The organism is Cupriavidus sp. 05N39 (assembly GCF_056397325.1).
This window is the reverse complement of record NZ_JBFTNE010000033.1, coordinates 38,168-64,701: the sequence shown is the minus strand read 5'-3', so window position 1 is coordinate 64,701 and position 26,534 is coordinate 38,168. Positions and strand designations below refer to the sequence as shown.

Below are 26,534 nucleotides of genomic sequence, written 5' to 3'. Positions count from 1 at the left end.
GTGGGGACCACCGCGGACCGCTAGGCGGGGAGTTGCAGATCGTCCAGGAAGCTCAGCATTAAGCTGCTGGCATAGTTCGCGCCGCGCTTGCCCAGCGCCTCGAGTTCGGCGGTAGCGGCGCACAGCTGGTCGATCTTGTGCGTCCAGCCGTTGCCCAGCTTCGCCTTGAAGTACTGCTTGCGCAGCGTCTCGTCGATGCCGCTCACCAATGCCGCGATCTCGAAACGCAGGCGGGCGTTGACGTACTCACCGTCATCACCCAGGCTGCGGAAGACCGTATGGACGCCGTCGAGCGAGGTATTGGTGCGGGACCAATCCTCCCCATACCGCTGTGTGGCCCACTGGCTGATCAACTCGGGGTCGCCGTTGCTGTCATTGACGGCACGCAGGACCTGCGCTTGCAGCTTGGCGTCGTAGTCGCCGGGAGGATCGGCCTCCGGCGTGGCGGACTGGGTTGCCGGGGGACAGGGGGTCGTTCCGGCCAGCCAGCTCTGGGGGGCGGCGGGAGCCAGGCCGAGCGACAGCGCCGGGGCCGTGTTCAGGCTCAGGGCCTTCGCCATGTCCAGATCCGCGGTGAGCTTGGGCACCCACTGCATACCCAGACGTTTGGCACCCTGGTCGTCGTAGTACGTCCGCGTCTCCTGCACCTTGGTGAGCCAGTAGATCGGCTTGCCTGGCCGAAACGGATTGAAACGCGGGATGGTCCCGAGTGCGTCCTTGATGCGCATCAGGTCGGTGAAGATGCCTTCTGCCGCGTATTGGCTGGTGGTTGCGATCGATACGGGCCCGACGGTCGGAATGCCGGGGATGTAGAACTGCAGCTCACCACGGAACTTGCACAGCCCCTGCAGGTACTCGGGGCAGCTATCCGGCATGCACTCGCCGCGCGGCACCAATTCGCGCCGGGGATGAAACTTCATCCGCTGCGCGCGTTGCTGCTGGACTTGCTCGGGGGTGACCGGCTCGCGGTACATGCAGTAGCGCTTGCCATCGGCCCCATAGCGGGACTCGTAATTGACCGCGGCGCCATAAGACTTGAAGGCGTGCGGGAAGAAGTCGAGCAGTTGATCGGTGTGGAAGACGATCGGGAAGCGGTAGAGACGGGTTACGTCGTCCCCGCGCTGCTCGCCGTAGGTGTCGAGGATATGCCGGGCGAATTCCGGCATCTCGAAGTCTGCCCCGGAGACGTTGAAGTGGGGCGTGTTCACGGGGCGGGTGGGATAGGCGATGTTGCACTGCGCGGCGATGGCCGCTTCGGCGTCCTTGAACTTCTGCTGGCCGGCGAGCGCCGGCGCAAATAGGGAGACGGCCTTGGGGTTCTTTGCGGCGGCTGCGGTGAGCAGCTTGGTACCACTGCGGATGCGACCCGATATATTCAGGCGCGCAGTGCCGTTGTTGAGTCGGTCCGACAGGATGGACTTCTCCATGATTTCTCTCCATGACGGGCAATCGCCGTAACGGTTTATCCACCGGCAAATCCGGTGGATCTTCATGTGTGCCTCGGAGAGGCTTGGGAAGTCCATGTGCCTGTGCACTGGAATGGCTAGGCCATTCCGCTGCGTCGGCAGCCGTTATTCGTCATCCATGCTGTCCTTGTCTTGCGAGAAGAAGAATGGGTCGATTTGCGGGTCGTGATCGGACCGGTTGCGCTTCCCGATAGCGAAAAGCAGGAGTACGGCCAGAATCAGCACGGCGAGTATTTCCATGGCGGCTTGCAGGGAGAGATTGAAGGGACGCCAAGGCGGGCCGGAATGGCCTGAGGCGACGATCGAAGGGGAAGGGCGCGGCGTGTGGGCAGGCGAACCCAACCTGGAGAGGCGAGGGTACCGGCACGACAAAACGCCAAAATTTTGAGAGTCAGCCAGCAAGTCCGCGACAAATCCGGTGCTGTTTTGCTGGAGACACATTGCCGCTTGCACGGCTGAAGAGTGGATTCATGATAAGGGGTAGCGCCGGTAAAGGAAAGCGGCGAGTCGCGTGCGATTTCCCGCCGGTTTCGCCCTGACCGGGTACAAGCGAAGCCCTAATAATGCTGCCATGGACCAGAATCCCTCGCTCGTCATCAAAAATTCGCATCGGATCGAAGAGGTGCGAACCCCCGTTGAATCACGCGCGACCATGCCGCTTCGGACGGCGCTGGTGTGCCGCCTGGTCAGGCGGGATTTTCACCTGTTGGCCACGAAGATGCGGGCCTTCGCGCAACTGCCTGGCTATATAAAGGCTCTCCGCCACGACCTGGATCAGTTGGAGACGGAGATCGATCTGCTGGACCTCCGCTGTCGCGCCATCCACCCGACGACGACCACGGTGATCTACGCCGAGGTGGCGTTGCGACTGGTGTCGGGGGAAGGGGCGCGCCTGTATCGGCTGCTGCGCCGCTTCGACGAAGCCTATGGCTGCCTGTATGTGGCGAGATTCGAGGGGCGCATCGATCGGGACCAGCAACTGGCCGTCTTGCCGCCGGTGCTGATGGCGTATGGCGCGGTCAAGATCAGCGCGCTGCGGATCCCGCGCAAGACGGCGCAGGAATTGTCCGACGAACATGGCATCGGCTAGGACGCTTCCCCAGAGGGCACGCTCGGCCGGCTGGATGTCCTGTACTTGCCTTCCGGCGCCCGCTCAATGCCGGTCTCAGCGACGAACAGGCTGGTGCGGCGCTTTCCGGCCGCGCTGATCCAGAGCTGCTCGCGCGCCCGCGTCATGGCAACGTACATCAGGCGCCGCTCCTCTTCCAGCGACCCGTGCTTCGAGGGCCATGCCTCTTCCTCGGCGCCGAGGATCCACACCCGGTCAAACTCCAACCCTTTCGAACTGTGCGCGGTCATGAGCGACACCCGAATGGCGTTATGCTCGCTTTCGTCCTTCTTTTTCTTCTGGCGAGCCAGGCGCAGCTCGTCGAGCCGCTCCTTCGGGCCCTTGCCGGCGGGGTGGTAAATCGCCGCCGCAACCTCCAACATGCGCTTGGTCCGGTCATCTTTTGCATGCAGCAAGAGCCACTCCTGAATACCGAGCAGCATCAGGTGGTACAGGCCCTCCTTGTCCAAGGAGGACCAGGCCTGATGGCGCTTGGCAAAGTCCTTCCAGATGGCAATGCCGTCAGGGGAGAGGGTAGTGGTCTCGAAGTCCTGCTTCGCGCCGATCCGGATGGCATTGCCGAAGAGCTGGTGGATCTGCGCGAGGTTGTCCTCGGACAAGCCGGCCCAGCCTAGCACCTGGTCGACGGCCCGCGCGCTCTGCGTGGCCACGGAGTCGATGACGGCGCCGAACAGAGCCACTTCCGGCTTGTCCAGCACCGACTCGCCGTCTGCCCGCCGATACGGGATCTGGCGTGCCACCAGCATGGCCTCGATCAGGTCCAGCCTGCGGTTGGCGCGCGTGAGCACCGCAAACGATGCATCGTCAGCCGTCGCGGCGGCGATGGCGTCGACACAGGCTTCAGCCTCCAGGTCGAAATCGCTGAAGCGCTCCCACTCGACGCGCCCGCCTGCGCCCTTGGCCGCCTGCAGGAGCTTGGGGATCCGCCCAAGGTTGGCCTGCACCATCTTGCCCGCGGACGACAGGATCTCGTCCCGGCAACGATAGTTGATGCCCAGCAGGATGGTGCTCGCCTGGAATTCCTTGGTGAACATCTGCATGCACTCATAGCCGAGCGCGCGGCGGAACGCATAGATGGACTGATCGTCGTCGCCGACCGCGGTGATCTGGCTGCCGGCGGCGCCATGGTGTGCGCCCCAGCGGTACTGGACGAGGTCGGTATCCTGAAACTCGTCAATCAGCAGGTAGTCGACCGGCAACGGCGTCATGGCGCCGGAGAACAAGGCCTCGTTGGTCTTCAGGAGAATGTCCTGGAAGTCGACCTGCCCGTTTCGCTCCAGGATGCGCTGATAGGTTTCGAGCATCTCCCGTTGCGCGTCCTCCAGGCCGTGGCCTTTGCCAGCGGCCTTCGCATCCTCGATCAAACGAGTCGCCTCATCGAGGTCGATCTCCAGGCCCGCTTGGGCGATGGCCCGGCGCAGATACCCGCGCCGCTCGCCTTCCCGCACGATGTCCCATGAGCGGTCGCCGTAGGGCGAGCGCATCTCCGCCAGGATGGCGCTGCCGAAGCCGCTGCGCCCCTTGGGGAAGCTCATCAGGAGATCGATCGAGTGAAACGTGCCGACCAGCAAGCGCGGCTTGGCCGCGTCGCCGGCGATGGCAACGATGCGCTCGCGCAGTTCCAGCGCGGCGTCTCGCGTGAAGGTCACAGCCGTGACGGTCGAGGCGCCGTCCGACAGCAAAAAGGCCGCTTTCGCGGCCAGAGTCTTGGTCTTGCCGGAGCCGGGGCAAGCCACGGCAAGACAGTGGGCGCGGCAGCGTGCCGCCTCGAGCTGCTCGGGGTTGAGACCCGCGAGCAGGCGCTCATCGCTCGCCATCAGATCGGCAGCGTTACGTCGGTGCCGCCGCCGGCGGCGCTTTCCGCCAGGCTCGACTGAAGACCGCTCACAGCCTCCACAATGGCTTCGTCACCTTTCGACCGGGTGTCCGCAGCCCRGCGACCACCGCGCGCAGCCTGACCGCCGGCATTCCTGGCCCGAGAGGCGTTCATGCCGATATTGGCCCGGGCGGCAAAGCGGAAGATCGGGCGAATCTTCTGCTTGGTCTGATAGCGCATCTGGTCGACCTCGCTGGGGTCGATCTTGCCGTTCCACTCGAGGTTGACCATCAACGACAGCAGCTGATCGTACATGGCGAAGACGCGCTGGAGCGCGAGACCTTCCCGCGAGCGGATCTGGATCGTCTCGTTATAGGTGGGCGCGGTGTAGGTCACCGCGATCGCGACCTCCGCATAGGCGTCCCGGTCGATCAGGGCCTGCGTAGCGTCCAGGTCCTTGCGCACGTCCGCCTCGACGGCGCCGATGAGCGTCTGCAGCTGCTCGCGCAGCTTGGTCGCCCGCTCCTGGCCGATCACGGCATCGCCGCGTCGGCGCATCAGTTCGGCACCCTTGTCGATGATGTAGAAGAAGCGGGTGAACGACGAGGCGACCACCTGGTCGTTGAGCGTGACGTGCTGCTGCACCGACGGAATGCCCGCAATCTTGCGCTTGAGTTCTTGCTTGCCGCGTTCGCGTTGCGCGCTGGCGCGGCGGATCTGTTCCTCGGCGCGGGCCCGGTCGGCCTCGTCGGTGGCCGATTCGGCATTGGCGGCACCCTGAGAGCTCTCGGCGGCGTCGGCTGCGAGGGCATCGCGGGATTCCTCGGCGGCCACGAGAAGTTCATCGTTCTCCGTGCCGAGGCCCCCTTCGAAGCTGTCCCGGTCGGATTCAACGGCAGTGAGTTGTGACATCGTGGTTTCCTTCTTTGGGTGGATGTCACTGAATCCTGCGTGAACCGCGCGAAGGCGTGCAGTCGAGTGCGTGGCGAAAACGTGCTCGATTCGTGTCTCGCGTCGCCGCAGCGATTGCATGACGCCACCTGGTTTTGCCCGCGCGGGCAAATTTATCCGCTGTAAGCCCTTGATTTATAAGAGTGGTGGAGAGTCATTCGGCCACTTCGTTGCCACAAATTCGCCAAATACGGTGAATTCCGAGTTGGACTAAACTTGGCGCCTTATTCGAGGGCAATCGCGTGCACGCCTTATACTCAAATGCCAGCATGTCTCCAGGAACTCTTCGGTTACGCGCGCGCGCGAATGCTTGTCTTATCTGCTTTCTAGCGGGCGTCGGCATTTCGCTGCCGCCTGCAAGTGGGTTGGGATATGCCTTGCTGCCGTTCGCGACCGACCATCCAACCGCAGCGGGACGCTTCGCGCGAGCCGCTTCATTGTTTCTTGGTGCCGCCTGGTGCGTCGCTGCGTCAGCATACGCGTCCGGATCATCGTTGTGGCTCGCCTTGGCGGCGCAGATAATCTATGCGGCATTGATGGCAATGCCGGCACTCTTGCCTGGCCCGTGGTGGCTCCGCGGTACGATGCAATTGGCATCGCCGTCGCTGCCGCCGCTTGCCTACTGGCTGTCCTTGCCACCGCTCGCCGGAGCGGGCTGGCTCTTCCCGGGGGCCGGATATGCCGGCGTCATCTTGTACGTCGGGATTTCCGTTGCAATAGCGGGCTGGCGGCGCGTGGATGGAACGATTCGTCAAGCGCTGGCCGTCTTCGTCATCGCAGCGTTCATGCTGGCGGCTGGTCTGAACCTGCATGCTTACAGGTATCCTCCGACAGGCGTATCGAGCTGGTCCGGCCTGCAGTTTAGTCCTGCGCCGCCAGTGCCACGAACCTTCGAAGAGGCCGCCCACGCGATGATCCAGCTTTCCCACGAAGTGCGGGAATCCTCGGCGACGGTGATTGTCGCGCCGGAGAACTGGCTAGGCACATTGCCATTGGCAGGTATGCGCCACCTTCGGGAAGCCTTGAAGACTGACCAACGCCTGTTGGTCGGAGGCATCACCACGCAGGACGGTGTGCTGCGCAAAGGTGTTTGGGATCTCCCCGGTGGGATCTTCACGCCCGCTATCGCGCCTATTCCGCTGATCGAACCGTATCCGACCGACTATGCCAAGGCGGGCAGTGTCATCGAGGTGGCTGGGCGGTCCGCCAGCTTGCTGGTCTGCTTTGAGGCGAGCACGTCGCTCCCGCTTTATCACCTTCACTATGGCGTGCCGGTGATTTTGATTGCTAACGGATGGTGGGACACACTCGGCGCACTAACTATTCAGCGATCGGTCACTAGATCGTGGGCGCGCCTATTTGGGAGTCCGCTCTTGCTCAGCGAAGCATTGCCTTGAGCATCGAGCACGATCGAATCGGCCGCATTTTTCTGGAGAACTTGTACCCCACGCGCGGGTCGTTTTCGCGTTCAATACCTCCATGCAATCCGATCTCAGCCCCAATCCCATTGCCCTTATCGGCGCGCGAACCGTGGCGCGAGGACCGACCGTCCTATCTGGTGTAGTAGGGCAGCAGCCATCGAAGCAAGGTCCCCGCAAACAGGTACGAAGCCTAGAGAGTGGGGACGCAGGAGCGACAGCACGGCGATCGGCTCTTCGCGCAATGACCTGGTGGCAGTTCCATCGGAAGCGCATCGGGCTGGCGATCCTGCTTGCGTCGCCCGTCCTTTTTGGCTTCGTTGGTCAGCAGTACTTTCTTCATCGCCAGAAAGCCGCAGCGCCAGTGACTGCGCACGCCTTCGTTTCCCCTACTTCTCCGTCAGTCGGAGGAGTATCAGCAGGGTTCGCTGAACAAGCCTCGGCATCGAAGGGACCCGTCGTTGCGGGGCCGATTGTCCAGCTTCACGCATCAAACCACTCTGAAGCCGGCGCCGATGGTCGGCTGGCGGCATCACCAGTACCCGCAGCGCCGTCGAACCCCACGCCCGTCTACGAGCCCGCGAAGTTGCCGCCTGTGTCACCGCCTCCCGCGGCCACGATCCCACAAGTAAACCTGCCACCCGCAGCCAACGCTGCAGCCGCTGTGCCGTTGCCACTGCCGGCGCCGCTACAGAACGGTGCCAAGGGGCGCGCGATGCAGACAACACCTTCCGGTGAGGATCTGGCAGGCGTGAAGGTGACGCTAAAGGGGACACCTGTAGGCCCGTCCAAAGCGACGCCGCAGAAGGCAGCCGATGCAGCACGGGCAACTCCGCACGAAACGGCCGCTAGCGCCGCCACTGAAGTTGCGCGCCCGCAAGTACCGCCATCGACATCTCAGCCGAGCTAAAAGAATGAACAACGTGAGCCCCCTGCAGCCGTTGACGCCCGCGTCTGCGGCACCGCTAGTACCAGCCGCCTCGCCGGAGACCCGAATCGCAAACGACGAAGAGCTACCAGGGTATCGGATAGATGGGAAGGAACTGGTGATCGACCACGCGGCCCAAGACGTTCGTCATGTCCTGCAGGCATCTTGCGCGATAGAGGGCACCATTGAGATTCTGGAGGGTGGACTCTTCATTGCCGGCAATCTGMCGACCGGTCGCATCGAGATTCCCAACGGCTCTCTCATCGTTGCGGAAGGCGCAGAGATTGGTGCCGAGGTCTCTGTCAAGCGATTGTTTAACCTGGGTACGATCAAGGTGTCGACGGTGACCGCGGCAGAGTTGCTTGTCAATTGGGGAAGGATCGACGCCAAGGAAGTCGCAACCGTGTCGTTACGCAATGGCGGAACACTGGTCGCCGAGCATATTCGCTATGGCGACATGGAATCTAGTGGCGTGCTGCAGGGCAACCTCGCCCAGGCCTCCTGATCGCATGTTCGGGGATCTGCCTCCCGCAATGCGCCGGCGCTGGGCACTGGGCCGGTTAGCGGCCCTACTGCTTGTCCTCTGGGCCAGTCGCGAAGGGGTGGATTGGCCAGCGCTCTGGGCGCTGATGCTCGAACACGTGAGCAAAAAATGAGGAGAAATCATGATGCCAAGTCTAAAGAAGCGGGCGTTTCTCATGTGCCTCGTTGCCTGTGTCGTGTTGTTGGCAAGCTGGATTGCGGGCGAAGTTGCTATCGGTCAGTATGCCCTCGGTAGAGCGTCAATCTTCAACGTTCGCCTGTTGGGTCGCGTCGGCGTGATCGCGTCTGATGTAGGACTCGGAGCATTGCTCGTCTTCTCGGTATGCCAATGCCTGGAGAAACGTCGAGTGGCGCTCACTAGCCCACAGGACAGCAAAAGACTGTAGTCAAGAGACCTGGCGGATCTCGCCACCGGACAGGTCAAGTCAACTAATGGCGAATGGTTTGGGCCAATTAAGCAAGCAAGATGGGGAAAATCGAAATGGAACAGGCAACCTAGCGAGGAGAGGGCCGTGAACCCAATCATCACTCTCGAGTACATCGGGGATGCGATCGACAACATGCGGGATGCGCGCACCACCCTCACTGCATTGAGGCGGACCGACCCCCTAGTCTTTGCACTTCTGCAGGAGGAAGGGGTTCTATCAACCATTGACGCCATCACAGCCACGGTCACGAAGCTGCGCGGGAACGTCCATGCCAAGACCTTTAGTATCGCGTGAGYCGGATGCAACGACTTTGTTTGATTGGCCCGCACGGAGCGGGCAAGAGCACGATAGGCAGGATGCTTGCGGACGATGGGTACTGGCACATCAGCATTGGGGCGCTGCGGCGGCTGGCACAGAAGGGCATGTCGCCGAGCGATATTCCGGTCCGGGTGATGGTCATGCTGCGCCACGCAGATGCCGGCCGGCCACTGCCAGACAGCGTGGCAGCCGCAGTGATTGCCTTGGCGCAAACACGGCCTCGCGTTGTCCTGGATGGCCTACCGTCCAGCCCCTCGCATCTGCCATTGCTGGACGAGAATTGGCGAATCGTCTGCGTGTCAGTCCCGGAGCAGTTGCGTATCGAGCGGCTAAGAATGCGGGCTGGACAATCGGCGCGCGCCTGGCTCGCGGGAGGCACTTCCGCGCGTGACCTCCAACTGGCGAGCGTCATCGAATGCGGTGGTCCGCGGGTCGAACGAATCGACAACAGCGCTGGCATCGAGGCGTGCCGAGAAGCTGTTCGGCAGCTAATGCGCAGGCACGCCGATGGCACTCAATAGACGCACGCCGGGGACGCGCAACATGGGCATTCGAACGAAGTATCGTGTGCCGGAGCAAGGATATCCAGTCCGCAGGAGCGACATGGTTGCACGGCAATTGCCTCGCCGACGCCTGGAGCACTGAGTGTGCCGAAATCGCCTGATCGCTTCACTAGGTAGTGAGCGCGTTCCGGGTCAATCAGACACTCTGCGCGGAGGCCGTCTCCGCCCCCCGACTCACCGTAGAGATTCCAATAGGCTTCGTACGCCCCAATGAATGCTTGTTGCGCTGCGTAGCCGTGTTTGATCCCAAGGGCGTAGAGCTTTAGGAGCACACTCGCTTGCAACTGTCGAGCGGGTCGCTCCATGTACCATTCCAGCGAGTGAGGGGTCTGCCCAGAAGGGGAGGCGAAACCCTTAATCTCCTTATAGATGGCGCGGGCGTCGGCGAGCCGGATCCCCGTGGCCGATGTGATCGTGACTGCCCTCGCGCCCATCTTGCACAGCAATCTAGCCTGACGAATCTTGATGCGGCTTATCGGTGTCTCTTTCAATTTCTCCCTCCTAACCCGGCAAGAAAACGGTGTGTCACCGCAGTCGTTCCGATCTCGCCGTCGAGTAGCGCCTTCGCCAGGTCGGGGGCGGAAAATCGAAATGCCCAGAGGGGGCGGCACGTTCCTATGAGGGGCACCAGCTGGCTCTGCCTGGCGCCTGCAAAGAGATCGAGCATTTGTTTTGATACCCCAGTGATCGCTTGCAGCAGGGTGTCTCCGTCGGTCGCTGCGGCAACCAATGCCCTAATCAACGCCTTGTTGGTTTCCTGAATTTCCGCTCGAACTAACTGGGAAAGCGCATGCTGGGGGAGAGCGTTTGGTCCCCGTGTAATCGTACCCTCGCCTTTCAGCTCCTTTGCCAAGTCGGCGGTCGACAGTTCAACGTCCCACACGGGGAAGCCCAACTTGTAGATGGTGTTCAGCTGAGTTGGTGTCGCTTTGGCGAAGAGCGTGAGCGTTTCCCGAGGCGTCCCCACGAACTCCGATGCAAAGCCATCTCCGGCATAGGCGGCAGTCACCAGTGTTCTAATCAAGGCCCTGTTGGYGCTCTGAATCTCCGTGCGAACAAGCCGAGACAGCGCGTCATTTACGAAGCCAGCCGGCGTGGGGTCCACTACGCTGCCTCCTTATTGCCGTATCGCTGGAGTGTCGGGAGGACGGTCGACAAGGCTTCAGCCATCTCGGAAAGGGCTTCCCTGGAGTCCACGCTGAGTTGTGATGTCTTCAAGAGTAATGTTGTGGATAGCTTCCCAAAGAATGCCTGAAAGTCAGATCGCAGGTTTCGGACAGTCTCGTCATCGGCTCGTGCGCGCGCCAAGTCCTCGGCCATTTGCCTTAGCGTTGACTCAGTATCATTGAGTCGCTGCTTGGCATCGGAAATTTGCTGATTGATGCGTTGGAGTTCATCCGCTGCAATACGTTGATCGTCGGGGCTTCTCTCGACAACCCTCTCGATCACCTTGGCGTGCTCCGCTTCGGCTTGCAGACTACGGATCTTGGCCTCCAATCGGACGACATCCTCCGCTAGCATGTCGGCAAGGCGCTGGCGTTCCGTGGCGATGTTCGCAGTTTGCATTTCCTCGTACTGGATGGCAGTGATCTTGCTCTCGAGTTTCTCGATGGTGCCCTTCATCTCGCGTTCAATATCGGCGCGTTGCTGACCGTGCGCCTCGATCTCGGCATCCTTGGCCTGGATTTCGGCGTCTTTTCTCCGGATGTCATCCTCCGCGTTGGCCAGGTCCTGCTCCAGGCGCTCGGTGGTTTTCATCAGGTCCTTTACCAACGGCTCGTTGATGGGCTCGCCGCGCAACGCGCGCTCCCGAACCGCGCTGAGGAGTTCCTCACTCGCACCGTCGAGTAGTTGGAATGCTCTCATCGTGGTGGCATTGATCAACTCGCTCGGATCGTTCATTCCTTTTGTGGCGGCCATACAACTGGAACCCACCTTCAAGTATCTCCACAGAGAGCCACGCGCGAACCCGAGGGACTGACAGGAGTACTCCTCGAACGCATCGCCCATGATCCCCTTCAACTGATGCAACGAGATGCACATTGCCACCACATCCCTGGCCAATCGCTTCTTTGTGGCGTAGATCTCTGCGGAAAGCGAGTAGACCTGGATCCTCACCTCGTCCGAAAGATCGAGATCAACGGGTAGCTCAAACCTTTTGTTTGGGTCGTATAGCATGAAAGCTCCAACAATTTGCGCGATGACCCTCGGCCTCAGGGTCGCGCGGGTTACTACTCAAGACCGCCCGCCTTGATGGCTTCAACACAGCCAGCGCCAACCTTTAGGTATCTCCACAGAGAGCGGCGCGCAAAGCCAAGGGATTGACAGGCGTATTCGTCGAAGTCGACGCCCATGATCTCCTTCAACTGATGCAGCAGGACGCACGTAGCAACAAGGTCTCTGGATAAGCGCATCCTCGAGTTGCGAATCTCAACGGATAGTGCGTGCGCGCGGAGCCTGATGTCGTGGGGTAGCTGACTGTCCACCAGACATGAGCACTTGGTACCCAATTCGAACGGCATGGCGAGCCTCCTTTGTTAGTGCGGCTAAATTGGTGATGATCCCTTACGGATCATTTGATAAAAGAGATGGTGCCGTTGAATGCTAGCTAATTCCGAAGGGAATTTGTTGCCCCCCCCCACTCATGTAGGGATACTAATGAAAAATAGAAAAATAAGAGAGCCAGACTTTGATTTGGGAAACCCACGAATATATGAAGCTTATCCGGCCATTAAGTGCCCAAAGATTGGCCAGTGACGTTTTGAAAAGCTTTGCAAATCAACGTGTTGGCGTGATGAAAGTTTGCCCGCGCGGGCAATTCAGACCTCGATATCGTATTCGCGTGAGCTGAATGTCAGCGGCGAATTTGTTGGCATAAATTCGCCGAATATCGTGTCGTTTTCTCATCACGTGGACGTGCATTGACAAGTCGCGGTCGTTTTCGGTGCCCAATCGAAAATGAAACGCCGTAGAAGTCCTGCAGGATTGGTCTATATGGAACTATCGACGATACCGCCAGCAGCGCTGCTGGCTTCCCTGGATGCCGATCTGATCGAAACTCTGCGATCCGCGTCGGGATTCAACCGTGCTCAGTTCGACCGCCACATACAGCCGCTGGTGGATCGTCTCGCCGCATGCGTCCAGGCCCTTCCCCTGGCGCGGGATGCTTACTGCGAGCAGGGCGGCGCACTACGATTCGGTGTGGTCAGCGGGCTGATGGCATTTCGCCTCGCGGACAGCACCATCTTTGCGCCCAATCACACGGCCGAGACGCGCCGCGTGCTTGACCCGCAGTATCGCTATAGTGGCTTTGCGGCTGCGCTTGCTTCCGTGCCCGCGATCCTGGAGGCTGTTGCGATCGTGACAGTAGCCGGGCGGCGTTGGTCGCCATTGAGTGAGGTGTCGCTGACGCAGGCGCTGGTGGATGCCGGCGTGCAGGACTATGTTGTCAATTGGAATCCGACGCCGAGAGCGCCTTCCCGCATGGTCGCCGCGTTACTGGCCGGACGCTTCTTTGCGCCGGGCGGTTGGGGCGATTTCGAGGAGTCCGTGATTGGGGCACTTGCCGATGCGATTCTGCCCGTGCGGGGCGCCATCGCGGTGGAGGCACCCCTGTGCCGGGTGGTGCGGGTCGCCCAGGACAAGGCCTTCGAGATCGACGGAAAGGAGAGAGCAAGGCGCATCGACGAATTGGGCGCGCCGCGGCTTGCCTTGCGCGACCTTCTCGCGCTGCCTGAGGCGACGGTTGCGCCGGCGCCATCGCCCGGACAGGCACCACCTGCCCAGTTGGTTGCGACCGCGCCAGCACCCGGAGGCGCACCGACACCGGCTGCACAAAGCCCCAAGCAGGGCGGAGGGGACGGCATGCCGCTATTGAGCCCGTTAGTCTCCGACTTGCTAAAGGCCATCCGGGTGGACAAGGACGTGGCGCGAATTCGCGCAGACTGCTCTACCGATGAGGAAGGCTTCCGCTTCCCCAAGAAGGCGCTTGTGCGGTACGGGATGGCGCCGGCGACGGCTACCAAGCTGCTGGTGGACGAAGGATTGGTCAGAGATCAGACCGCGACCCACTTGGTTCTAATTCCGGCGGTCGGTACCTTCCTGTTTGGCGGGGAGGCGGCCTGATGCGCACGTATCGCGACATGTTCCGCCCGAACTACGATGTGGCGACGGCCGGCGTGTGGGCGGGCTCCGCGCTGTTCCTGTCGGCGTCGCAACCACCGCTATGGTGGGTGGGGGCGCCATTCGCCCTGTCGCTCGGTGCGCTGCGCGTACACCAGGCGCTCGAGTTGTATCGCTTTCGCATTTCGCTGTCGGTGCTGCGTGCCGAGACACTTCCTGCGGAGGAGGTGCTGATGCGTTCGCGCAGGGAGCGGGTGCCACGGGATCTGGAGCGCCGCGACCAGGGTGCACTCTGGCTGGGGAGCGGCTTCCTGTGGAAGCAACGTCATTCCGAGATCGCCCGCGAGATTCTCAGCCGGAACCCGGAAGAGCTTGGCACGTTGCCACGGTGGCTGCCGGACAGCGTCGTGCGCCATATCACCCCGGCGAATTCCGTCCTGCTGAAGGAAGACGCGATCGGGGTGCCGTGGATCCACGGCATGGAACCCACGGAAATCCCGGTGCGGCTGCCGCTGGATTCCCTGACGGGGCACACGCTCATCGTGGGGACTACGCGTGCAGGAAAGACCCGGCTCTATGAGCTGATCTCGACGCAGATCATCGACTTGCCAGATAGCACGCTGTTCGTGCTGGACCCGAAAGGTGACCAGGAGTGGGAACGACGCCTGCGATCGGAGTGCAAGCGGGCAGGGCGCAAGTTTCTGTACTTTCACCCGGCGCATCCGTCAAAGTGCATTCGGATCAATCCGCTGGCCAATTGGGGCAATATCAGCGAGGCCGCAACGCGCCTCACCAACCTCATTGACGCGGACGAGTCGTTCCGGTCCTTCGCCTGGAAGTCCCTGTACCGTGTCATGTCTGGCATGGTGGCGTGCGGCGTGCGGCCCAATATCAAGAAGGTAAAGCGTTACATCCAGATGGGCGTCGAGCCGCTTCTGGAGCAGCTTCTGACGCAACGGTTCTTCGCCGCCGAGGGACCCTCGTGGGACCGGGATCTCATGAGCATGGCAGGGGGAAAGCCAGCCAGCCGTCTGGAACTGATGATCCAGAAGTACACGCTCGAAACCGGGAATGCTGACGAGTGCATCGATGGCCTGGTTGCCATGGTGCGACACTCCAAAGAGCACTATTCGAAGATGATCCAGGTGCTGGAGCCAATCCTGGAAATGCTCGGCTCGGGCGAGCTAGGCGCGATGCTCTCGCCAGACCCGGAGGACATCAACGATACGCGGCCAATCTACGATACGGCCAAGATGATCAACGAGCGGGCTGTCGTCTACATCGCGCTTAATTCCCTACCGGACAAGATCATTGGCTCGGCAATCGGCAGTGTGTTCTTCGCCGATCTGGCGTCGGTCGCCGGCGCCATCTATAACACCACCGGCAAGACCAACGTCTACATCATGGCGGACGAGTCGGCGGAGCTGACCAATGACCAGGCGATTCAGATCCTGAACAAGGCGGGCGGGGCTGGCTTCAAGGCGTTTATGGCGACACAGACCGAGGCGGACTTCATCGTGCGGCTGGGCTCAAAGGAGAAAGCGCGCCAGATGCTGGGCAACCTCAACAACGTCATCTGCCTGCGCGTCAAGGACTACGAGACGGCGAAGTGGATCTCGGAAAGTTTTGGGCAGACCACCGCACGCAAGCAGAGCACGTCGTACTCCAACACGTCCGAGAGCTCCACGGCATTCACGGAGTTCCGGGGCAGCACCGGGCGGTCCATGGAGGAGACGGAGGCTCCCTTTGTCTCGCCGGACCTGTTGACCAGACTGCCGGGTCTCCATTACTTTGCATTTCTCGGTGGCAGCACGCTGTACAAAGGCCGCCTTCCCCTGATCGCACAATAGCGACCGAAGACATAGACGAAGACAGAACAACAACAATGAAAAAGTACGAATACACGCCGCTGAACCGGCTTGCCACCGATATCGGCGTTCAGCCCRCTGCCCGTAAGGTTTGGTTCGCGCATCCCCTGCTCAAGGACCTGACCGTTCGCTTTCTGCAGTACGTAGGCGATGGCAAGGTGAGCTATCGCTTCCTGGTACGGGACACCGTGCGGCTCGCGCTCACCGCGTACATCGCCGCGGAGCGGCGCGGTGGGGACGCCATGGGCTGGTACCTGTTCACCTGGATCGAGAATGGGAGCTTCATGTACCAGTTGAACTGTACGACCACGGATGGCGAACAGTGGGATCCCTCGCAGCAGAGCCTGAGTGCCTTTGCGGAAGGGAAGGATGGGCTCGTCTGGACGCCCAACGGGATGAGCCAAACGGAGGCCATCGAGCGCTTCGCCAATCAATTTCTGACCCCCGTGATGGCCGAGACGCTGCTCCGGAAGTACCGGGACCGGACCTACTAGCCAGCCGACTCATGATCCTCTTCGCCGAAAAAAGCGAGTTCAACCAGCACATCCTGTTCTGGTGGTTGCTCGCGCCCCTGGTCGCGCTGCTGATCCTGCCGGGCGTCATGGCGCCCGAGTCATTCCAGGTCGAACCAGCGGAGGTGCGCTTCCTGTCGAATTGGGGCGGCCAGCATCGGGAGGTGACAGCCAGGGCCGACGACAAGTTCGAGCGCTGGTTTGTCGCCCCGGGTTGGGTAAAGCGCAGCGTGTCCCTCACGCAACCGCAACGAATGGGCGGCCCGGGGCTTTCCGCCGGCGCGACCGGCTGGCTTCGGGACTGGGTGACTGGCTTCTGGATGCTGGTGTACCGCGTGCTCTGGCGCGTGCTTGCGCTCGGCCCGCTCTACCTCACGGCGGCCATTGGTTTTGCCTTGCCCGCATTTGTGGACGGCATTGGTTCACGGCTCAAGAAGCGCTATGACTTTGGCCAGCACAACCCCATCTTCTTCTACTCGAGCATGCATTTCGTCCTTCTCGCGATTGGGCTCGCCATGTTCGTGCCCATCACGCCGCTGACCCTGACGCCGATGGTGCTGGGCGGCTTCTTCCTGGCGACGGCCGCGGCTGTCTGGGTCATGGCTGCCAACCTGCAGACGGGCGCCTAACTCTCGAATCCGGCAAGTTTCTGTGCGCGTTTCGCCGGAAAATTCCGCTGCCGGCGCGGGATCATGGTTGCCATGATCCAAGCCAACATCATCGCCGACGCGATCGCCCGCAGCCTGAAGCCGCTCCTGCCACTACTGGCGGACGAGGCGGTCAGCGAAATCATGGTCAACCCGGGTGGGGCCGTCTTTGTCGAGCGTGCCGGCAAGGTTGTCGATACCGGCATCAGGCTGGCCGAGCACGAGATCCACATCGCCATTCAGGCCATYGCGAAACAGGTTCGCAAGGATGCGGTCGCTTCCTCGGCCGATGCCATCGTGGATGCGACGCTCGACGGCATGCGCTTTGCCGGCGCGATTGCACCGACGGCGCCCGACGGCTCGACCTTCTCCATTCGCAAGCACCTGCCCCCGGACAAGCGTCCGACGCTGGAGCAGCTGGTCGCCCGCGAGATGCTGACCAAGGCGCAGGCCGACAAGGTGATCGAGCTCTTCATTCGGCAAGGCAAGAACCTGCTGGTCGCTGGCGGCACCTCCTCGGGCAAGACCACGCTCGCCAATGCCTTCCTCGGCAAGGTGCCGCCGCACGAGCGCGTCATCACGATTGAAGACGCCCGCGAACTCAACATCACGGTCCCGAATCATGTGGCCTGGGTAGCCAATCACCAGGCCGGGCTGACAGCCCGCCTACTGGTCAAGCTGGCGATGCGCTTCCGGCCAGACCGCCTGATCCTGGGCGAGACGCGCGGCGACGACACCTATGACCTGATCCGCGCGATGAACAGTGGCCATGACGGCACGCTCACGACGGTGCACGCGAATGGCGCCGAGGAAGCCCTCGATGCCATCGAAATTCTATTTCAGCAGTCTTTGCCGCCGGGGGCGCAGTTCGACGCCAGGACGACGCGGCGCTACCTCGCAAAGACGATCCATCTGGTGGTGTACGCAAAGAAGCATGCCCGGATGCTAACCAACCACGAAGTCGGCATCGAGCGCCGCGTGGAACAAATCTGTCTTGTCAAAGGAGTGGATGAACATGGTCAATACGTACTTGAAGAAGTTTAGGCTCAAGCCGCACCAGATCGTCGTGCTGACGGTCCTGGCGGTCTTCTCCGCCTCCGCGGCTGCACAGTCCGCCTCCGGCGGCATGCAGGCCTTCTGCTTCCTGATCAACTATTTCAAGCAGATCGTAGGCGCGATCGCGGTGCTGGCGATTTTCCTGTGGGTGATCGGCTACTTCAACAAGCAGGCACACCTCTCGGAATTGGGCCAGTACATCTTCCTGGGCTGCGTGATCGCCGTCGCCGCCTACACGCTCGTAGCCGCCACCGGGCTGATCCCGCCGGCCTGCTCGATCTGATGCGCGAGTCCGTCACCTACCTCGCCTTGCAGAAGCCCATGCTCTCGGGCGGCATCGGCCTGAAGGCCATGGCCATGATCTGGCCGGGCGTGGGGCTGGCGTGCTTTCTCGCGACCACGCCGCTGCCGTTGGCAGCGGGGATCGTGATGCACGCCGTGCTGCGCTGGGCGTACCGGAAGGATCCGCAGGTGATCGACATCTATCTCAAGTATGCCGAGACGGCAGACCATTACCAGCCGCACGTACGGGACCGCTTCAAGGGGGCGCAGCGGCCGGTGGGCTATGGGCGAGGGGTGCGATGCTAGAGATTATGTACAAGAAGGACGAGGTCGAGCACCCTCAGCAGGAGATCCTGCCGTGGCTCGACTTTGTGACGCCGGAATTGCTGCTGTGCAAGGACGGCTCCCTGCTGGCGGCCTACGCCTATCAAGGGCCGGACCCGGACAACCTCGATGACGACCTCGTCGACCAGGCCGTCACGCAACTCCAGCGCGCTTTCGGCCAGTTCGACTCTAGATTGACTGGCTGGTGGATCGTCGACAAGCGCAAGGACTATACGTATCCGGAAGGCGACTTCGACAACACCACGGCAGCCCAGCTCGATCGGCTGATCGGCAACACCTTCCGGTCGGGCATTTCCTACCGCTTCCGGCATTGGTTCTTCCTGCTCTACACCGGCCACCAGGGCGTGGAGGGCTATCTGGATAGCGTCACGCGGCTGATGAACGAGGAGGGCAGGAGCCTTCCCGTCGCRCTGTTGCGTGGCGCGCTCGGGTCCGTCTCGGCCAGCACCGAAGTGCTGCGGGACCGGGACCGGCTGCAGCAGGCGGTAGGGGAGTTCGAGGGCTTGCTGGGCATGTTCGACACGACCATTCCCACGATGCGATTCGAGCGGCTGGAGCGCCGCGAGTTCTCCAACGCCCTGTTTCATCTCGCCAACCCGGCGACACGCCTGGCACCGCCCGCGAAGCCACAGGGTGTGCTGCTCGACGGCTGGATCGCAAACGGCTACATCACGACCGGCAAGCAGGTCATGGCCTTCCAGAGCGAAGGGGACGTGCGGTACTGCGGCGTCATCGGGGTGAAGGAATGGCCTTCCCCCACGTCGCCGTTGCTGCTCGAAGCGCTGATTGGGTCGGATGTCGAAATGACGATCTGCCACATCATCCGCTTTCTCGGCAAGGAACAGGCGAAGACCGAGCTGAAGGGGGCGGTGAACTACTACCGGATGACGCTGTTCTCGCCGTTCAACTATGTGGCAYAGAAGATGGCGGACGCGACGCCCGAGCCGGATAGTGGCAAGCAGGACCTGCACGACGAATGCAAGGAGGCCATGCGCCGTCTGTCGTCCGAGGGGCTGGGTTTCGCGTACCACAATCTCTCCATCGCAGTCTATGCCGATTCGGAACATGACTTGACAATCGCTTGCCAGCTGGTCCACGGCCGTCTGGCGGATGTCGAGTTCGAATCCGTACGCGAGCGGCAGAACCTGGGACCGTCCTGGGAAGCGATGCTCCCGGGGCAGTGGGCGAGGCAATCCCGCTACCATCTGGTCAGCCTGGAGAACGTGGCCGACGCGTCGCCCATCTTCACGATGGATGAGGGCTATCGCGAGCACCCCTATTTCTCCGAAGTCCTGCGCAGGCCCGTCTCGGCGCTTGCGCAGTTCATCGACGGCTATGGCGGGCGATACCACTTTATCCCGCACGTCGGGCAGGTGGGCCATGCCGTATTGATCGCGCCCACCGGCGGCGGCAAAACCACCTTTGTGTCTCTCTGCCTCAGCCAGTTCCGGCGGTATTACGATCCGGAGATTGGGCAGTCCAACGTCTACATCTTCGACCGGGACAACTCCTGCCGCATCACCACCGAATTGCACGGTGGGCAGCACATCGACATGAAGCACGGCCAGATGCGGTTGAACCCGCTGGCGGTGTTGCGGGACGGCTCGCCCGATGGGCAGCTGTGGGCCCGGGAATGGGTCATCCAGCGGATCATGGAGGGCGGCTATCGTTGCACCGCCGAGGATCGCGATGCCATCGACAGCGCCATCCAGAAGCTGGCCATGTCGACACAGGACATTCGCCTGTCCACCCTCGCCATTCAGCTTCCGCGGCATCTGGGCACCGAGCTGGGCGAATGGCTGGAGGGGCGGCCGTATGGCATGTTCGACTCTTCCACCGACGACTACTCGCTGTCGAGCTGGACCTGCACCGAGATGAAGGATCTGCTGGCGGTGGATCGGCTGGCGCGCGCGTTCATCGATTATGCCTTCCGGAAGATCCATGAGTCGCTCGATGGCCGACCGACCTTCATCTATCTGGAAGAGGCGTCGTTCCTGGTCAATCACCCCGCGTTCGCCCCCCGCCTGGATGACTGGCTCAAGACCTTCCGCAAGAAGAATGCCTTCCTGTGGCTGACGATCCAGTCGCCGACCTCGATTACCTCCTCGGAGATCTCGGCCACGATGACGGACAACATCCTGACGAAGATCCTGCTCGCCAACAAGAGTGCGGAGGCGCATCGCGAGGCCTATATCAAGTACTTTGGCCTGACGAACGAGAACGTCGATATCGTCAAGACACTGATGCCGCAGCGCGAGTACCTGATTCTGAGCAACGGCTTTGCGCGTGTCATCCGTACCGCCCTGGATTCGAAATCGCTCGCATTCCTGCGATCCGAGGGGCACCTGCAACGCCGCTTTGATGAGCACAAGCGAAGCGGCAAGCCCAACTGGAAAGCCAACTACCTCGTGGAGACCGCCGCATCATGAATCTACTCCGTCCCGTTTACCTGACCCTGATCGCGTCCCTGATTGCCGGCACTGAAGCCCATGCCGGCGGCGGCGGGATCGTCTTCGATCCGACCAACTGGATCCAAACCTCCGTGACGGCGGCGTCCACTGTGAAGCAGGAGGCAATCGCGGTAGCCAACGCGGCGCGAACGGTGCAGATGGTGATCAACTCCGGCAAGATGATCCAGCTTCGCGAACTGGGGATCAGCGACCTGGCGCAGGCAGAACAGATGGTCGCGCAGATCGGACGCCTGAATGGTGCCGACGATGCCCTGCTGCAGGCCCTGGGCAAGAAGACCGATTTCATCGGCGATGTGACGGCCCTGTATGGGGCGTCGCAAACCAACAATTTCGGGAGTTTTGTGAATGGGATCACGCAGCGAGCGGCGTTGGGCAATGCGAACGCCGCGAACCTGATCAACAAGCATGAGGCGCTCAACCAGGGTATCCAGATTGCGCAGCAGAAGCGCCTAAAGATCGCCAACGAGATCGGCAACGTGCCCGGGGCCACCCAGGCGATCCAGGTGGCGACCGCCGCGCTGGACACGCTCATCGAGCAGAACCAGCTGCAGTCAGCCGCTGTCTCGGCGCAACTGGCGAGTGCTGCCAAGAAGGAGGCGGCGGATACAGCGCAATCGCAGACTGCCGACCGTAACGCAATCGACTACGCCACAGGTATCAGCCAACGGCTTCAGCAGCTTGGCATCAAATAGGGCACGGCTCTCACCAATGACTCCGCTCAGCGTCATCCTCCTGCGGCTGTTCGCCGCGCTCACCCTACTGTTGGCCGGTACGCTTCCTGCGTTCGGCCAGGCCAGCGCAGATATCGGCAGCGAGACCGGCCCTTACATTGGCTATCCGATAAAAGCAGGCAAGGCGAAGCCCGATGCATCCTCCGGAGTATGTGACTCCGCCCCAGACTACTTCGCCGGGATGGAAAAGATCGGCGAAAAGTTGCAGGTCCTTGAGGGCTTTGAGAGCAGTTTGTTGACGAAGGCGAAAGGCACCGCAGCCAAACTCATGGTGCCCGCCAAAGTAGTTGGCGGGACGCTTGCACTGATTTCCCTGCTATGGGGCCTGATCGTCGCGCTGGGTACCGAGAAAGGCACCCCCATTACAGTCGTGATCGATGTCGTGTTGCCCGCATCGGTCGTCGCGCTCTTCCTTGGCTACTACGATCAGTTTGTCGACGCCCTGGTGGGTGTCAGTAAGCTAATCTCGTCCGCAGCTTCGTCCCCCTGGGTGGCGGTGTTGAAGCTTGTGGGATCGATGCTGAATACACTCATGGGTGGCCTCACAAATGTGGTAGCGGCCTTCTATTGCGCCAAGTTTGGCTTCGCCACGCTTGGGGTAGTTTTTGGGAGTGTTGTGGCCATTGCTCTGTTGTTGATGGCGACCTACGTCATGATCAGGGCGATTGTAGACATCGTTGCGGTGATCTTCCTGGGGCCGTTCCTTGCTGCGGTGGGTGCGGCAGTCGGCCCCATCTTCATCGCCTTCGGTGCTTCCAGTTGGACGCGGCCTTGGATCAGCAGCTGGGTGGGTTTCCTGATTCAGGCGCTCCTTCTGAACTTCTTTGCCGCCCTTGTGCTTGAGTTGTTGGCGGCGCCATTTGACGGACTTAGCACGACGATGCACTTCGCGGCGGTCGCAGGGAACGGGGGCCTCACAGTGGCGCTGGACGCGCTCGCGATATTGGGTATGTCGCTGATCGCGTCACGGATCTTCGGGCAAATCCCGCAGATTGTCTCGACGCTGTTCCCAGGCAATCTCGGTGTGGTGACTGGGGATGGTCGCAAGAGCACGGCTAAGGCTGCCGGCGAGGCAGGAGGCGTCCTGAAGGATGTGGCGATGAAGATCCCAGGCGTAAAGACCGCAGCCGCGGGCGCTACGATGCTCACGAACAAGTTGCTCGGGCGCAGTGGCGGAGGATCGGGGTCCAGAGGACCCTCGGCAAAGGGAGGGCAAGGACAGGCCCGGCCATTCAAGACCGTGAACAGCACCAGTGGCCAGCGCGCTGCGAGCAGGATGGCTGCCCGAAGGGGCAAGTCCTAGCGCGCATACGCTGCGTGTCCAGGCACACCACGGCCCGCTTCGGCGGGCCTCTTCTTTGGTCGCGCGCCACATGCCCTATCGAATTCCGAATCAGAGCGAATTCGCATCAGCATTCGAAGCGGAAAAAGTTCCCACTGGTCCAAGAATGGGCCTCATGAACCTATTCCGCAAATCCGTGAACGCGGGGTCCGCGAGCAAGGCCCCGCCTGATTTCACACCCGGTCCCCCCGAAGAGGCCGCGCGCCGTGTCCACTATGAGATGGGCGCCGGCTCGCGCATTGAGCGCAACCGTTGGTTCCTGGTCGCGTGCATCGAGGCGGTGGCGCTAGTCGCAAACGGCGCAGCATCGATTCGCCTGTTTCCGCTCAAGACGGTGGAGCCCGTCGTGATCCACCAGTCTGACTCCGGGCGCCGGGTGATCGACACCAACCAATCGGGCGCCTGGGTGCCGGACCAGCCCGCGCTGTCATACGCGCTGAACCTATGGGTCGAACAGGTGTTTGCCATCAACGGGGCGACGGTCGAGGCGAACCTGGCGCGCGCCGCCTCGAAGACGATCGGCACGGCGAGCGACCAGCTGCGTGACCTGCGTCGCAAGGAGAACCCGCTCGTGCTGCTGCGGGACAACCCGCGGCTGGTGCGCGAGTACGAGAACCTCTCGATCAACTTCCTGGGCAGCGACGCTGCCTTGATCCGGTTTCGCACCACCACGCGCCGGGCGCCCGGCGCCGCGCCCGAATCGCGCAGCTATGCCATGACGATCAACTTCAACGTGGTCAAGCCGACTACGCGCGAAGAGATCCTCAAAGATCCCGCCGGCGTCTACATCACCGGCTTCAACCTCAATGATGAAGCGACGAAATGAAGCGACGACTCCTGACCATTTTTCTCGGCGCCGCCATCTGTGTCCCGGCGGCGCACGCCAAGCCCCAGCCTGCTGCGTCGGCCGACGAGAAGGTGTCGGCCGCCGCGCTGCCGATCGAGGTGCCGGACGAAAGTCGCATCGTCATGTTTACCTACAGTCCCGACGCAATCTTCCGGGTGCTGACGACGCCCGGAATGATCAYGCACCTGGAACTGGAGGCAGGCGAGGGCGTGGTCGAGATGCCGGCCATCGGGGATTCGATTCAGTGGCGCGTGAGTGGCGGGCCCCGCAATCTGTACATCAAGCCGCTGCGACCGAATCTGGTGACGACGCTCACGGTGGTGACCGACAAGCGCACCTACCAGCTCGAGTTGCGCTCGGGCGAACCGGGCGCGAAGCGCTTCCAGAAGGTGACCTTCCACTACCCGGAGGTGGAGGCTGCTCTGACGCTCAAGGAGCGGGACAAGGTTGAGACCGTGGCAAATGATAAGGCGCGGCTCAAATCGCAGGAGCTGGGTGGCGTGCCAGATCCGACGGCCTATGAGTTCGGCTATGAGATGGAGGGCGACGCCCCTTTCAAGCCAACCACGGTGTTCAACGACGGCCGGCAAACCTTCCTCCGGCTGCCCAGCGTTCAGGACCAGCCTGGCGTCTTCCTCTATGAAGACGACAAGCCGTCGCTGGTGAATTACGTGGTGAAGGGCGACTACGTGGTGGTCGATCGCGTCGCCAACAAGCTGCTGCTGAAGCTCGGCAAGCGTGAAGTGCGGGTGATCCGCAAGACCGCGCGGTGGAGCTGGGGCAACTGATGGCGCCGGATCTCAAAGACCCTTTCGCCGAGGATGCGCGTAAGGCGGCGCCGCGGCCCGTCGCGAGTAGCGAGCCTTCGCCGTCGCTGACCAAGGGCAAGGCACGCCGCAATCTGCATATCCTCGGACTGATTCTCCTCGCAGCGGCTGTGGTGACGTGGATGTTCTGGCCACAGTCCCCGAGCAGCGTGGCGGCGCCAGCGCCCGTGTCGAAAGCCGATTTGCCGGAACCGGAACTGGCCGGCAAGCGCCTGTTGCGCGATCTGCAAGAAGACGCGAGCGCAAGCACGCCGGCAGCGGAGGGGAGGAGCACGCCCGCGCCGATGCCGACGCCGATGGGGAACGGAAGCGCGGCCTCGCGCGCGCTCGCTACGCCGGACCCAGCCGTCGGCGCTGGTGGCCCCAGCCGCGAGGAAGAGATCTGGGCCGCGCCCATCGCGACCGGGGCCACGGTGACCCTGAAGAAGACCAGTGCCACGGACTCATCTGCCGGGGGGCAATTGGTGCAGACAGCGGCGGCACCGGGGCCGGCCAGCGCGGAGGCCCTCGCCGAGCGCCAACTCGGGCTGCTGTCGCAACTTGGCCAACAGCAGCCGGCAGCGAGCGTTCGGTCTGGCGATAGCGCGTTCCTGAAGCAAGCCGCGAACGACGCGCCGAACCTGACCAATCGGCAGCAGCCGGCCTATGGGCAGGCCGCGGTCTATGAGGGGACCGTGGTTCGGAGCGTGCTGATCACGGGCGTGAATAGCGACATGCCCGGCAAGGTCACCGCTCGCGTGACGTCGACCGTCTACGACTCGGTCACGCAGCGCGTTCCGCTGATTCCTGCTGGCTCGACGCTGGTGGGTGTCTATCGGAACGAAGTCCAGGTCGGGCAGACCCGCGTGCTTCTGGCGATGCAACGGCTGATCCTGCCCAACGGCACGTGGATCCCACTGTCCGGCGCGTCCGCCACTGACATGCAAGGGATGTCCGGCCTGGATGCTGACGTCAACAACCACTTCCTCAAGATCTTCGGCAGCTCGCTGGTGGTTGGTGCGGCTTCGTTGCTGGCGTCCAAGTCCTCGCAGAACGTCACGGTGAATGTCGGCGCCGGCGGCACGCAACTGGGTGGCTCCGTCTTCGCGCAGTCGCTGTCCGAGACGGTGCGAACCATGCTCCAGCGCAACCTGAATATCCAGCCAACGCTCACCGGCGATGCCGGTTCCGAGTTCCTGTTTGTGGTGTCACGGGACACCCTCATGTCGCCATGGAGCGCAGAAAAGTGATCAAGACAGCCATTGCCTCCCTCTTCCTGGCCGGCGCGGCGACCTGCGCGCTGGCGCAAGGCGCCGAGTCGCCCGTGCGCATCGTCTTCAACGACGGGGTCAACACGTACATCCAGGCCCATCCGGGTGTTGCCCTGACCGTCCCTGACGCGGTGCGTCGGCAGGATGCGTTGCTGGTGCGCGGCATGCCGGTGGAGATCATCGCGTATGCAAACGGCCGCCGCTACGAGATCCGTCGCACGGGCAACTCGAGCCAGGCCTATGTCGTGGATCTGGTTACGCCGCGCGAGATTGCCGCGACACAAGCCCCGCTCCCAGCCGCGGTCCCAGCCGCGGTTCCCGTCGCGGCGCCCACGCCCGCTCCCACAGCCGCCCCAGCGCCAGTGCAGGCAAAGGCGGATCGCACCGCTCCTACCGCAGCGCCAGTGACAACCGCAGCGGCTGCGGATGACGCGCGGCTCGCCGTCCCCGGCTCCTCCGACGACGAGATCCGGGCGGTGATCGCGGAGGCGAAGGCCAAGGGTTGGACATCGATCAGTGCGGCAGGCGACCCCGAGTTCATCATGCGCGTGCATTCCCTTTGGAACGAGGTGTCGCCGGCGTCGCCGGTGGCATCGAAGTGAAGCAGCGTGGATGGGTGGCGTGCCACCCGGCCCGCGTCGAGCAGGTATCAATTTCTTCAACGGAGAGGTCGA

27 protein-coding genes are annotated in these 26,534 nt (G+C 62.2%); 20 read left to right on the top strand and 7 right to left on the bottom strand.

Going from position 1 to position 26,534, the window contains the following annotated elements:
* Window positions 1-20: 20 nt before the first annotated feature.
* Both AC1DN0_RS17550 and AC1DN0_RS17545 read right to left on the bottom strand, forming a co-directional pair.
* Entirely contained in the window at window positions 21-1,427 is a 1,407-nt protein-coding gene (locus AC1DN0_RS17550; RefSeq protein ID WP_477103158.1) for a recombination directionality factor, read from the bottom strand.
* A gap of 144 nt (window positions 1,428-1,571) precedes the next feature.
* Window positions 1,572-1,706: a hypothetical protein gene (locus AC1DN0_RS17545; protein ID WP_477103157.1), complete on the bottom strand. Its 135-nt coding sequence runs from the start codon at window positions 1,704-1,706 to the stop codon at window positions 1,572-1,574.
* Between the two features lie 331 nt (window positions 1,707-2,037).
* On the opposite strand from AC1DN0_RS17545, the gene AC1DN0_RS17540 reads away from it, so the two are divergent.
* The gene (locus tag AC1DN0_RS17540) at window positions 2,038-2,556 is read left to right on the top strand and encodes a hypothetical protein (protein ID WP_477103156.1); all 519 of its coding nucleotides are present in this window, start codon (window positions 2,038-2,040) and stop codon (window positions 2,554-2,556) included.
* Here the strand turns inward: AC1DN0_RS17540 and AC1DN0_RS17535 are convergent.
* The gene (locus AC1DN0_RS17535) at window positions 2,553-4,412 is read right to left on the bottom strand and encodes an ATP-dependent helicase (protein ID WP_477103155.1); all 1,860 of its coding nucleotides are present in this window, start codon (window positions 4,410-4,412) and stop codon (window positions 2,553-2,555) included. The genes AC1DN0_RS17540 and AC1DN0_RS17535 overlap by 4 nt on opposite strands.
* The gene (locus tag AC1DN0_RS17530) at window positions 4,412-5,323 is read right to left on the bottom strand and encodes a hypothetical protein (protein ID WP_477145875.1); all 912 of its coding nucleotides are present in this window, start codon (window positions 5,321-5,323) and stop codon (window positions 4,412-4,414) included. Before AC1DN0_RS17530 ends, AC1DN0_RS17535 begins: the two co-directional genes overlap by 1 nt.
* Before the next feature lie 416 nt (window positions 5,324-5,739).
* Here AC1DN0_RS17530 and AC1DN0_RS17525 point away from each other — a divergent pair, with 416 nt between their 5' ends.
* The 5 genes from AC1DN0_RS17525 (at window position 5,740) to AC1DN0_RS17505 (ending at window position 9,518) form a co-directional block, all read left to right on the top strand.
* Window positions 5,740-6,759: a carbon-nitrogen hydrolase family protein gene (locus AC1DN0_RS17525; RefSeq protein ID WP_477103153.1), complete on the top strand. Its 1,020-nt coding sequence runs from the start codon at window positions 5,740-5,742 to the stop codon at window positions 6,757-6,759.
* A gap of 935 nt (window positions 6,760-7,694) precedes the next feature.
* A complete protein-coding gene (locus AC1DN0_RS17520; RefSeq protein ID WP_477145874.1) occupies window positions 7,695-8,213 on the top strand; it encodes a bactofilin family protein in 519 nt (172 codons plus the stop codon).
* Between the two features lie 160 nt (window positions 8,214-8,373).
* Window positions 8,374-8,637, top strand: a complete 264-nt coding sequence (locus AC1DN0_RS17515) for a hypothetical protein (protein ID WP_477103151.1) — start codon at window positions 8,374-8,376, stop codon at window positions 8,635-8,637.
* A gap of 126 nt (window positions 8,638-8,763) precedes the next feature.
* Window positions 8,764-8,973, top strand: a complete 210-nt coding sequence (locus tag AC1DN0_RS17510; RefSeq protein WP_477103150.1) for a hypothetical protein — start codon at window positions 8,764-8,766, stop codon at window positions 8,971-8,973.
* Window positions 8,974-8,978: 5 nt separating this feature from the next.
* Window positions 8,979-9,518 (top strand): AAA family ATPase, encoded by a 540-nt coding sequence (locus tag AC1DN0_RS17505; RefSeq protein ID WP_477103149.1) that lies wholly within the window; start codon window positions 8,979-8,981, stop codon window positions 9,516-9,518.
* On the opposite strand, the gene AC1DN0_RS17500 is transcribed toward AC1DN0_RS17505, so the two are convergent.
* The 3 genes from AC1DN0_RS17500 to AC1DN0_RS17490 all read right to left on the bottom strand — a co-directional run bounded on the left by AC1DN0_RS17500 (window position 9,512) and on the right by AC1DN0_RS17490 (window position 11,738).
* The gene (locus tag AC1DN0_RS17500) at window positions 9,512-10,051 is read right to left on the bottom strand and encodes a FlhC family transcriptional regulator (RefSeq protein ID WP_477103148.1); all 540 of its coding nucleotides are present in this window, start codon (window positions 10,049-10,051) and stop codon (window positions 9,512-9,514) included. The genes AC1DN0_RS17505 and AC1DN0_RS17500 overlap by 7 nt on opposite strands.
* Window positions 10,048-10,569: a hypothetical protein gene (locus AC1DN0_RS17495; protein ID WP_477145873.1), complete on the bottom strand. Its 522-nt coding sequence runs from the start codon at window positions 10,567-10,569 to the stop codon at window positions 10,048-10,050. Before AC1DN0_RS17495 ends, AC1DN0_RS17500 begins: the two co-directional genes overlap by 4 nt.
* Window positions 10,570-10,664: 95 nt before the next feature.
* Window positions 10,665-11,738, bottom strand: coding sequence for a hypothetical protein (locus AC1DN0_RS17490; protein ID WP_477103146.1), 1,074 nt, complete (start codon window positions 11,736-11,738; stop codon window positions 10,665-10,667).
* 816 nt (window positions 11,739-12,554) lie between these two features.
* On the opposite strand from AC1DN0_RS17490, the gene AC1DN0_RS17485 reads away from it, so the two are divergent.
* From AC1DN0_RS17485 to AC1DN0_RS17420, 14 genes are all read left to right on the top strand, one after another.
* Complete coding sequence (locus AC1DN0_RS17485; protein ID WP_477103145.1) at window positions 12,555-13,685, top strand: TraI domain-containing protein; 1,131 nt, start codon at window positions 12,555-12,557, stop codon at window positions 13,683-13,685.
* The gene (gene traD, locus AC1DN0_RS17480) at window positions 13,685-15,532 is read left to right on the top strand and encodes a conjugative transfer system coupling protein TraD (protein WP_477103144.1); all 1,848 of its coding nucleotides are present in this window, start codon (window positions 13,685-13,687) and stop codon (window positions 15,530-15,532) included. Before AC1DN0_RS17485 ends, traD begins: the two co-directional genes overlap by 1 nt.
* A gap of 35 nt (window positions 15,533-15,567) precedes the next feature.
* The gene (locus AC1DN0_RS17475; RefSeq protein WP_477145872.1) at window positions 15,568-16,044 is read left to right on the top strand and encodes a hypothetical protein; all 477 of its coding nucleotides are present in this window, start codon (window positions 15,568-15,570) and stop codon (window positions 16,042-16,044) included.
* An 11-nt stretch (window positions 16,045-16,055) separates the two neighbouring features.
* Window positions 16,056-16,691, top strand: a complete 636-nt coding sequence (locus AC1DN0_RS17470) for an IncC plasmid conjugative DNA transfer DtrJ family protein (protein WP_477103142.1) — start codon at window positions 16,056-16,058, stop codon at window positions 16,689-16,691.
* Window positions 16,692-16,754: 63 nt separating this feature from the next.
* On the top strand, window positions 16,755-17,753 hold the full coding sequence (locus AC1DN0_RS17465; protein WP_477103141.1) for a CpaF family protein: 999 nt from the start codon (window positions 16,755-16,757) through the stop codon (window positions 17,751-17,753).
* The gene (locus AC1DN0_RS17460; protein WP_477145871.1) at window positions 17,740-18,048 is read left to right on the top strand and encodes a hypothetical protein; all 309 of its coding nucleotides are present in this window, start codon (window positions 17,740-17,742) and stop codon (window positions 18,046-18,048) included. The genes AC1DN0_RS17465 and AC1DN0_RS17460 overlap by 14 nt, the downstream gene beginning before the upstream one ends.
* Complete coding sequence (locus AC1DN0_RS17455; RefSeq protein WP_253932276.1) at window positions 18,048-18,353, top strand: VirB3 family type IV secretion system protein; 306 nt, start codon at window positions 18,048-18,050, stop codon at window positions 18,351-18,353. The genes AC1DN0_RS17460 and AC1DN0_RS17455 overlap by 1 nt, the downstream gene beginning before the upstream one ends.
* Entirely contained in the window at window positions 18,347-20,821 is a 2,475-nt protein-coding gene (locus AC1DN0_RS17450; protein ID WP_477145870.1) for a VirB4 family type IV secretion system protein, read from the top strand. Before AC1DN0_RS17455 ends, AC1DN0_RS17450 begins: the two co-directional genes overlap by 7 nt.
* A gap of 131 nt (window positions 20,822-20,952) precedes the next feature.
* Entirely contained in the window at window positions 20,953-21,555 is a 603-nt protein-coding gene (locus AC1DN0_RS17445; RefSeq protein ID WP_477143671.1) for a hypothetical protein, read from the top strand.
* Window positions 21,556-21,571: 16 nt separating this feature from the next.
* Window positions 21,572-22,897 carry a type IV secretion system protein gene (locus AC1DN0_RS17440; protein WP_477103138.1) on the top strand — a complete coding sequence of 442 codons (1,326 nt, stop codon included), beginning with the start codon at window positions 21,572-21,574 and terminating at the stop codon, window positions 22,895-22,897.
* 154 nt (window positions 22,898-23,051) lie between these two features.
* Entirely contained in the window at window positions 23,052-23,762 is a 711-nt protein-coding gene (locus AC1DN0_RS17435) for a VirB8 family type IV secretion system protein (RefSeq protein ID WP_477143670.1), read from the top strand.
* The gene (locus tag AC1DN0_RS17430) at window positions 23,759-24,571 is read left to right on the top strand and encodes a TrbG/VirB9 family P-type conjugative transfer protein (protein WP_477145869.1); all 813 of its coding nucleotides are present in this window, start codon (window positions 23,759-23,761) and stop codon (window positions 24,569-24,571) included. The genes AC1DN0_RS17435 and AC1DN0_RS17430 overlap by 4 nt, the downstream gene beginning before the upstream one ends.
* Complete coding sequence (locus AC1DN0_RS17425) at window positions 24,571-25,839, top strand: TraB/TrbI/VirB10 family type IV secretion system protein (protein ID WP_477103135.1); 1,269 nt, start codon at window positions 24,571-24,573, stop codon at window positions 25,837-25,839. The genes AC1DN0_RS17430 and AC1DN0_RS17425 overlap by 1 nt, the downstream gene beginning before the upstream one ends.
* Entirely contained in the window at window positions 25,836-26,462 is a 627-nt protein-coding gene (locus AC1DN0_RS17420) for a hypothetical protein (RefSeq protein ID WP_477103134.1), read from the top strand. The genes AC1DN0_RS17425 and AC1DN0_RS17420 overlap by 4 nt, the downstream gene beginning before the upstream one ends.
* The last annotated feature ends 72 nt before the right edge of the window (window positions 26,463-26,534 follow it).

Excerpts from the sequence above, each read along its gene's own strand:
- AC1DN0_RS17550 (WP_477103158.1), bottom strand. The coding sequence starts at position 1,427 with ATGGAGAAGTCCATCCTGTCGGACCGACTCAACAACGGCACTGCGCGC.
- AC1DN0_RS17545 (WP_477103157.1), bottom strand. The coding sequence starts at position 1,706 with ATGGAAATACTCGCCGTGCTGATTCTGGCCGTACTCCTGCTTTTCGCT.
- AC1DN0_RS17540 (WP_477103156.1), top strand. The coding sequence starts at position 2,038 with ATGGACCAGAATCCCTCGCTCGTCATCAAAAATTCGCATCGGATCGAA.
- AC1DN0_RS17535 (WP_477103155.1), bottom strand. The coding sequence starts at position 4,412 with ATGGCGAGCGATGAGCGCCTGCTCGCGGGTCTCAACCCCGAGCAGCTC.
- AC1DN0_RS17515 (WP_477103151.1), top strand. The coding sequence starts at position 8,374 with ATGATGCCAAGTCTAAAGAAGCGGGCGTTTCTCATGTGCCTCGTTGCC.
- AC1DN0_RS17505 (WP_477103149.1), top strand. The coding sequence starts at position 8,979 with ATGCAACGACTTTGTTTGATTGGCCCGCACGGAGCGGGCAAGAGCACG.
- AC1DN0_RS17490 (WP_477103146.1), bottom strand. The coding sequence starts at position 11,738 with ATGCTATACGACCCAAACAAAAGGTTTGAGCTACCCGTTGATCTCGAT.
- AC1DN0_RS17485 (WP_477103145.1), top strand. The coding sequence starts at position 12,555 with ATGGAACTATCGACGATACCGCCAGCAGCGCTGCTGGCTTCCCTGGAT.
- traD (WP_477103144.1), top strand. The coding sequence starts at position 13,685 with ATGCGCACGTATCGCGACATGTTCCGCCCGAACTACGATGTGGCGACG.
- AC1DN0_RS17470 (WP_477103142.1), top strand. The coding sequence starts at position 16,056 with ATGATCCTCTTCGCCGAAAAAAGCGAGTTCAACCAGCACATCCTGTTC.
- AC1DN0_RS17455 (WP_253932276.1), top strand. The coding sequence starts at position 18,048 with ATGCGCGAGTCCGTCACCTACCTCGCCTTGCAGAAGCCCATGCTCTCG.
- AC1DN0_RS17440 (WP_477103138.1), top strand. The coding sequence starts at position 21,572 with ATGACTCCGCTCAGCGTCATCCTCCTGCGGCTGTTCGCCGCGCTCACC.
- AC1DN0_RS17435 (WP_477143670.1), top strand. The coding sequence starts at position 23,052 with ATGAACCTATTCCGCAAATCCGTGAACGCGGGGTCCGCGAGCAAGGCC.
- AC1DN0_RS17425 (WP_477103135.1), top strand. The coding sequence starts at position 24,571 with ATGGCGCCGGATCTCAAAGACCCTTTCGCCGAGGATGCGCGTAAGGCG.